The organism is Muriventricola aceti (genome assembly GCF_025567565.1).
Taxonomy (GTDB): Bacteria; Bacillota; Clostridia; order Oscillospirales; family Oscillospiraceae; genus Lawsonibacter; species Lawsonibacter aceti.
In genome coordinates this window covers 38081-45310 of the sequence record NZ_JAOQKF010000017.1, presented here as the reverse complement: position 1 = coordinate 45310, position 7230 = coordinate 38081, and the positions used below count along the sequence as shown (strand labels likewise).

Sequence of the window (7230 nt, the reverse complement as noted above, 5' to 3'; positions counted from 1 at the left end):
GACACCTTCGGCCCCAACGATCCCATTACACGGGAGCAGCTGGCGGCCATCCTGTACCGCTACGCCCAGAACGAGGGGTACAAGACCAGCCAGAGCGGCAAGGGTACAGAGGGCTATCTGGATGCCTCCTCCATCTCCAGCTATGCCGTGAAGGCCATGGACTGGGCGGTGAACGCTGGTCTGCTGTCCGGCAAGGGGAACGGTATCCTGGCGCCTACCGCCGGGGCCACCCGTGCCGAGGTAGCACAGATCTTTATGAACTTCTGTACGGAACTGGCGGAATGATCCTTATGGAATAAGACAATAGCGCGGCCGCCCTTTTTACAGGGCGGCCGCGCTGTCGTAAAATCAGCAGACAAAAAGGCGGCGCGACAAACAGTCACGCCGCCTATTGCGATTCATGGAAACTATGGGTTCAGGCTTTCCAAAGGCCATGGAGGTTGCAGTACTCATAAGCGGCCACCAGCTGATCGCCGTCAGCCAGCACAAAGGAGGCCTGCGGCTTCTCACCAGGTTGGAGATATTTGATTTGGCTGCCGTGTTTGGTCTCGATGGCGATGAACTGAATAAAATGCTCGGGCAGCATGGGATGCTCCACAGAGCCTACCTTGACCTGAACAGTGCTGCCCTGAACTTCCACAACAGGTACGTGCTTCTCGGCGGCGCCGTCAGTGGTGCCTGGAACCAGCTCGGTCATCTTCTGGCCACAGCACATGACAGGTACGCCGGCGGAATGAACAAAGGTGATGATATTGCCGCAGTGCTCACAGCGATAAAATTTCATAATAATAACTCCTCTCATTATTTGCTTATAATTTTATTATAGTATGCCCAGAAGAGAAAGTCAAGAAAAGAGATTGGAATACTCCAAAATAATCCAATTATTTTGGGGAAGAATTGTTCCTCAAAATATGAGAATTTTCCCTTGCAAAGTACAGACGATTATGCTATCATATATAAGCTATCAAGTTGCAGGTGTAGTTCAATGGCAGAATGTCAGCTTCCCAAGCTGAACACGAGGGTTCGATTCCCTTCACCTGCTCCAAAAAGCCGCAACAATTTGGATATAGTGGGCTGTAAGTCCACTGTGCCAAGGCGTTGCGGCTTTTTTATTTTCAAAATTTCTGAAGTTCAAAAAAAGATGCCAAACGGGAATTTTTTAAACCGAATGGACTTGAACTCTGGATTTAGATATTTGGGAACCCAAAGCAGCAGCGGGCGCCCTTTTTCAAGCCAAAAAGGGCGCTCGAGAACAGAAAAATTATATACGAAAAATAGAGTCCCGGTTTGTTGGTATCAGAGAATCAACAGACCGGGGTTCTTCGTTTTCCGGCACAAACGAAAAAGGGCGCCAAGCCCAGGAAAGGACGGAAACAGTCATGGACAACACACAGCACACCTATTTTTCGGAACTTAAACTTGCTCTCCAGAAAGCCGGTTACACCGTACAGCCTGTGGAGGATGGTCACCTGCCAATTGAATGGAATGACCGCAGGCTGTGCCAAGTCACCGAGAGCGGCGGCATCCGCTTCCGAACGGATGATACTACAGACCCTGCAGCAGAAGTGGCTCGAGGCCAGGTTACAGATATTGCCGGTGTGGTCAGGGAGTACATGACACTCATCGAGCAGGCCCCAGACCTGAAAGCAAATGGACTGGGCGAGAACTATAAGCTTCTGGCGGAGTTTAACGGCGCTGTGCTTGCCGGTCACTCCAGCAGATACGGAGTTGAGTTTGTCACATGGGAGTGGAACTGCGGTCAAACCGGGCTGTTCGTTGGCACAGAACATTATGGAGGCCCCGGCGATTTCGAACTGCGGGGCGGCGTTATAGAGTCTGTCGATCCGTCCGAACGGACCTGCTCAGTGCGCGGTGAGTTCTTCACCATGTGCGATGTACCGCTCCACGATGTACTGGGCCGGTACGATGAGACCGCGGAGGGGGAACACTATGGCTTCCCACATGTGCGGCCCCTGTTCGGGGAAAAACGTGACCTAGCTGGCCAATATCGGCGGGAGACCGAGGAGAGCTGGAACGCACAACAGACGGAGACGCAGGCGTCAGATCGCCGTCGTCCGGGATCTGCTGGAGGATATGTCCTCCTATCTGCCTTGGGCGGCGGGTAGCAACGAGCTGGATGATGTGCTGGACCGGGCGGAGCGTATACTCCCCACGTGACACCGGCGATTGCGCCGATCCGGTTCACCAGCATCCTTCTGGGCTGGGAAACGGGCCCCAGCGAAAGCTGCTGTACCTCCGGTGCGGTGACAACCCCGGAGCAGGTCATGGATACCAAACTGTACAGGGTCTCTCACAGAGTTACCTGGAGGTGGCGGACTGGCCGGCGGTCTGTGTGCTCTATCACAGAAGCGGCCGGGATATGCCCTTCGGAGTGGAAAACGCCATTGAATTCGATCTGGAGATCATGAACCGCGCTGGTGACCGCTTTCTAGACCTGCCTGGGATTCGCTGGAGGATTGGCCCTTATGAGTTTTACTGTGAGCCGGATCTGGATCAAAACACTCCCCAAGCGATAGAGGAAGCTAAGATGCCTGGTCCGCACAGGGCTATGTTAAGAGGAGGTACCAGAAATGCAGGAGACCGAGATTATCCTCTCCTTTGACGGAGAGAGATTGGATGCGCTGAATCGTCAGCTAAAGGATGAGACCGTGTAGGATAAGCTCGGGGACTATCTGGACCTGCTCATCAATGAGTTGGTCCCTGAGCGGGAGTACAGCTACGTCAGCCGGAAGCTCTGGCAGGGGGATCAGCAGGCCCTGCAGGAACTGGAGGCCGCAAAGCGGTTCGCCGTTTTCCACATCCGGGAGTCTGGATAGGACCCTGTCTTCAGATGGAACGGACTCTAGAGTTCCTAGATGCCGTCCGGCTCCTACGCTCCTACCTGCGGGGAGAGTGCGGGGCCTCCTCTTTTGAACAGATGCTATACCAGGCGGAGGATATCTCCGAGGTGGACGGCCTCCTGAATTTTTACCTGGAGACGTCCTTCGACGTGGATGCGGTTTTCGGGACTCAGGTCTGCACTACAAAGAACGGCGACTGTCTGAATGTCTACGCCAACTACGATATGGCATCCGGTCAGGTCTGCGATTAGAGATCGCACTCCACCGGCGGACGGCAGTGGAACGGTCCTCTCCTATCACCTCAACGCGGCTGAAAAGGAAGTCCTGCAACGGAAGATAGAGGACTACTGTCAGGAGTAGACGGGCATGGGCCTTGCGGAATACAGCGCCCAGGTCATGGCAGAGGATCTGTAGCCGCCCACCGGGCCGACCATGTGACCTGGGTGTCTACGTCAAAGCGAGGGCGCATTTCTCGTTGGATTTTTTGAATGGCTTTTCCCGCGGGGATGTGGCATTGTGTGGTCAGTTGCAAAGAGCGGTAAACTTATAAAATGGAGGAAAAGGAACTACTGGAGACTGCTGAGAGCTGAGTCCAACTGGCACAGATGATCCACTGCGGGGTGGTTGCGCCATTCCCTCTCCGTGACCGCGCCCGATCCCCCCCATGACTGATAATCAGGATACCAATATCATCAGAGGCGGGTAATGCATATGACGATACAGTAAGCTCCGCAGACCACAGACGGGAAGCTGAAAAGCTGTTCCTTCCAGAAAAATATTTACTGGCCAGTCTACAAAAGCTCTAGAGGAATACATCCAGGGGGAGAAAGACCATGTGTCCTACATGGACTGTCTGTGGAGAAAACTGTACGGTGCCATCACCTGCAACCAGTAGGACAACGCCATCACGATGAAGAGGGTTTCAGCCACACCTACAAAATAATATTATTATAAAACAGGCGGGGGACAAATTTTTGTCCCCCGCCTGTTACTATATCAATATCTCACAAATCCGGATACCTTTAACTGTTTCGCCTAATTTTTTTGATTCTGAGCATACTCCAGGTTTTCCTATTATGACTGTAGGATACAATAAACTAGCTAAATATCTTTTGAGAACAGTACCCTTTATCCTTATAGAGGGAAGGCACCAGTAGCTACCGCTCCAATACAGAATGCTACAAATAGCCCAAGCCCCCAGCGGACCACTATTTTCTGTACACTGATCATGTCCTGACCAGTAAGATTAAGGGCTACATAGAAGGATCCAACCAATGGGCTACACATATGGATAGCTTGCCCCATGATAGAGGCGATGGCTATATTCACACTGGTGAAGCCATAGGCATAGCCAGCCTCTGATAGAATGGGTAGCACGCCATAATAGAAGGAATCCACCGACAAAAACCAGTCGCCAGGCAGAGAGATAAGAGCTAGCAACGCCGGGAAGTGATTTCCTAGTGCCTCGGGAATTAACTCAGAGAGGTGATGAGCAATGGCATCAGAGATACCGGTTCCGCTCATAATACCCACCAGTACAGCTGCACTGGCCATCATTGCCAAGGTAGTAACGTACTCGTGCCCCTTTGTCTTGACTAATTTCATCTGCATACCTGAATCATGCCAGTTGACTACCAGAGTAATGCCACAGCCAATGGCAAAGGTAACATTGGCGCTGAGCAGACCAGCGACTAGCAATACCATCAGAGCAAGAGTAAGAATTAGGTTGAAAGCCCACAGTTTGGGACGGCGCTGTGAAAGCTCATCTTCGCTGAGTTGGCGGCGGAATTCATAGCTTCCTTGGCTGCCAGAAACGTCAATGATACCCAAACGCTTGCGTTCCTTAATACCAAAATATGCAGCCAACGCAAGCACATAGAGAGCTCCACAAATCATACTGGGTAGCAGTGAACGGAACATAACATCGGAGGTTAGCCCGCAAGTGACCATGGCACGAACCGTAGGACCACCCCAGGGCATCATATCCATAATGCAAGCAGAAAGAATCATTAGGCAGCAGAGATACAACTTTTTGATTTTTAGCAAATCATAGATGGGGACTAAAGCAGTAGCACAGATGATATATGTGGTGCTGCCATCTCCATCCAAGGCTACCAACATAGCCATTGCGGCGGTGCCTACTAGGACCCGGAGCGGGTCACCGTGAACGACCTTGACAATTTTATCTACGATGGGATCAAATAGGCCTGCGGCAAACATAAGACCGAAGTATGTAATAGCAAAAAGTACAGTGGTAAAGGTACCGACGATACCGGCAATCCCGTCACTGATATAGGAGCCCAAGACAAATGGATTTTCGCCGTTATAGATACAAGCGATGATACCAAAGACCAGGGGAATCAAAATCAGTGCGGAAAAGGCGCTCATTTTCTTGGTAATGATTATGACCATCAGGGAAAAAATCATCAAGTAGCCAATTAGAGCTAGTCCTGACATAAAGACCCTCCTAACGTTTTTATATGCTTCCAGAGTAACGAGCAGAGATCTGAATTCAACCTGTGGTACAACGCGCCGATGTTATCTGGAGATTTACCCGTGATATACATCGTCGATGATCTCTACACCCTTCTTCTCCAGGGTGTCCGCTACCCATTGGCGATTTGCTTTGCCGGTCCGAGCAGCATCTACTTTCCCTGCGTCAGCAACGGCAAATGGGATAGCGGTTTCCAAAATTTTGTCGGCATCTTTCCGAGGAATAATGATGACACCGTCAGCATCCCCTAAAACAATGTCTCCAGGATTAACCGCAATGTTACCTACGGAAATTGGAACATTGATCTCTCCTGGCCCCTCCTTATAGGGACCGCCTGGGGTGGAGCCGGTAGCGTAGAGGAACATATGCTCCATCTTGGACAGTTCGTCCACGTCACGGATTGGACCATCCAAGACGATACCCCGAATTTTACGGGTATGCTCTGCGTATACAGCCATAATCTCTCCCATTAGAGACTGAGATCTGTCCCCTTCATTGGAAACAACGACTACATCATTCTCCCCGGCTAAGTCCAGAGCCCGGTGAATGAACAAGTTATCTCCAGGGCGGGCCTTTACTGTCAGAGCGGCACCTACCATAATGGAGTCCTTGGGGCGGTTAATCAGGTGAATCTCACTGCACAGTGCGCAGGAACGTCCCATAGTGTCTGCCACATTAGCGGCTGGCAGGTTGCGAAATTGCTCCATTATTTTAGGATCTGGCAGATTACGTTGCAGAAAAATACGGTTACCGACGCTCATAATTGTTCTCCTTTCTGATAAGAGGCTGCCAGGTCAAACCCGGACTAGCCTAATTAGATTGTTTTGATTAGGGCCCCATTTATTAGTGGACAGATAGAGGTTTCCTGCTGAGTCGCCGGTAATACCGTGGATGCGGAAGAATTGGCCGGCACCAGCAGTCTGTCCGACTACCTCCAGTCGTTCCAGATCAATAAGAGTAAGACCCCCGTCCAATTCTCCTACATAGAGGAATTTAGCATCAGCCCAAATCCCGCCGGCCCGTGACATTCCGACTTTAGTGACAGCCAGTAAATCTCCAGTGCGGGTAAATAGTTGGACTCGGCAATTCTCACGGTCGGCTACCCATACCCTGTCAAAGCGGTCTATGAGTATCGCGTGGACGATACGAAAGGCGCCAGGCTCAGTACCGGGGGATCCCCAGGAATCTAAATAATTCCCATTGGAATCAAAGCGGTGGACAGCACAGTTCCCATAGCCGTCTGCAGCGTAATACATACCATCATCTGAGAGAAGCATAGCACAAGGACGGCAGAAGGGGCCACCTCGCTTTTGGATACTGTCCAGACGGGCCATAGCTTTTGGATCGGTGCACCAAGGATGCTGCGTGGGCTGACGATTTTCTGCCTCCATGGTAATGAAATAGTCGAACTCATAGCCGCTGTTTCCCGGAACACCAGGGGTCCCGAAGGTACGCACAAGTTGGCCTTGGGGCGTAATTTCCCTAATGAAGTGGGAGTTCTTGCCTGCGTCAGCTACAATCAGGGTATCCTTAGCAGTACAAAAGACACTATGCGCTTTTTGGAATAGCCCCTGACCTATAGCCCTGACAAACTGCCCTTTTCCATCCATCACTACAATAGGTGCCTCGCTGCGGTCGGTGGCAGCATAAAGAAAACCATCGTCTCCCCAGCAAGTGTTCATGACATGGATCCCCATAAATTCATCAGGCCATTTAGCCCACTCTACATCTACCTGAAAGGACATGGATCCTAGCTGGAACAGTTCTGAGAAAGAATGTGGCCTGTCAAAAGAACAGACGATCTCCTTCATATAATTGCTCCTTTTCTGTCAATATTGTTCCCTTTTGGTTTCCTGGCCAGGAATTATTAGGGCC

Annotated in this window: 8 protein-coding genes and 1 tRNA gene; 5 read left to right on the top strand and 4 right to left on the bottom strand. The window is 51.1% G+C overall.

Annotated elements, in window-relative coordinates:
* A partial coding sequence (locus tag OCV64_RS15285) for an S-layer homology domain-containing protein (RefSeq protein ID WP_262670475.1) occupies nt 1-285 on the top strand: 285 nt, incomplete at its 5' end.
* Nucleotides 286-415: 130 nt separating this feature from the next.
* Here the strand turns inward: OCV64_RS15285 and OCV64_RS15280 are convergent.
* Nucleotides 416-790 (bottom strand): desulfoferrodoxin family protein, encoded by a 375-nt coding sequence (locus OCV64_RS15280; protein WP_366461182.1) that lies wholly within the window; start codon nt 788-790, stop codon nt 416-418.
* A 181-nt stretch (nt 791-971) separates the two neighbouring features.
* Here OCV64_RS15280 and OCV64_RS15275 point away from each other — a divergent pair.
* The 4 genes from OCV64_RS15275 to OCV64_RS15260 all read left to right on the top strand — a co-directional run bounded on the left by OCV64_RS15275 (nt 972) and on the right by OCV64_RS15260 (nt 3112).
* Nucleotides 972-1045: transfer RNA gene (locus OCV64_RS15275), tRNA-Gly, on the top strand.
* A 334-nt stretch (nt 1046-1379) separates the two neighbouring features.
* The gene (locus OCV64_RS15270) at nt 1380-2126 is read left to right on the top strand and encodes a hypothetical protein (protein WP_262670474.1); all 747 of its coding nucleotides are present in this window, start codon (nt 1380-1382) and stop codon (nt 2124-2126) included.
* Between the two features lie 11 nt (nt 2127-2137).
* Complete coding sequence (locus OCV64_RS15265) at nt 2138-2623, top strand: hypothetical protein (RefSeq protein WP_262670473.1); 486 nt, start codon at nt 2138-2140, stop codon at nt 2621-2623.
* Between the two features lie 228 nt (nt 2624-2851).
* Complete coding sequence (locus OCV64_RS15260) at nt 2852-3112, top strand: hypothetical protein (protein ID WP_262670472.1); 261 nt, start codon at nt 2852-2854, stop codon at nt 3110-3112.
* 883 nt (nt 3113-3995) lie between these two features.
* Here the strand turns inward: OCV64_RS15260 and OCV64_RS15255 are convergent.
* The 3 genes from OCV64_RS15255 to OCV64_RS15245 form a co-directional block, all read right to left on the bottom strand.
* Nucleotides 3996-5318: a CitMHS family transporter gene (locus OCV64_RS15255; RefSeq protein ID WP_147573417.1), complete on the bottom strand. Its 1323-nt coding sequence runs from the start codon at nt 5316-5318 to the stop codon at nt 3996-3998.
* A 93-nt stretch (nt 5319-5411) separates the two neighbouring features.
* Nucleotides 5412-6116, bottom strand: coding sequence for an RraA family protein (locus OCV64_RS15250; protein WP_186853435.1), 705 nt, complete (start codon nt 6114-6116; stop codon nt 5412-5414).
* A gap of 33 nt (nt 6117-6149) precedes the next feature.
* A complete protein-coding gene (locus OCV64_RS15245) occupies nt 6150-7166 on the bottom strand; it encodes an NHL repeat-containing protein (RefSeq protein WP_262670471.1) in 1017 nt (338 codons plus the stop codon).
* Between the last annotated feature and the right edge of the window lie 64 nt (nt 7167-7230).

What these genes read in the sequence shown, in the direction of transcription:
- OCV64_RS15270 (WP_262670474.1), top strand. Translation starts at nt 1,380, where the DNA reads ATGGACAACACACAGCACACCTATTTTTCGGAACTTAAACTTGCTCTC.
- OCV64_RS15265 (WP_262670473.1), top strand. Translation starts at nt 2,138, where the DNA reads ATGATGTGCTGGACCGGGCGGAGCGTATACTCCCCACGTGACACCGGC.
- OCV64_RS15260 (WP_262670472.1), top strand. Translation starts at nt 2,852, where the DNA reads ATGGAACGGACTCTAGAGTTCCTAGATGCCGTCCGGCTCCTACGCTCC.
- OCV64_RS15255 (WP_147573417.1), bottom strand. Translation starts at nt 5,318, where the DNA reads ATGTCAGGACTAGCTCTAATTGGCTACTTGATGATTTTTTCCCTGATG.
- OCV64_RS15250 (WP_186853435.1), bottom strand. Translation starts at nt 6,116, where the DNA reads ATGAGCGTCGGTAACCGTATTTTTCTGCAACGTAATCTGCCAGATCCT.
- OCV64_RS15245 (WP_262670471.1), bottom strand. Translation starts at nt 7,166, where the DNA reads ATGAAGGAGATCGTCTGTTCTTTTGACAGGCCACATTCTTTCTCAGAA.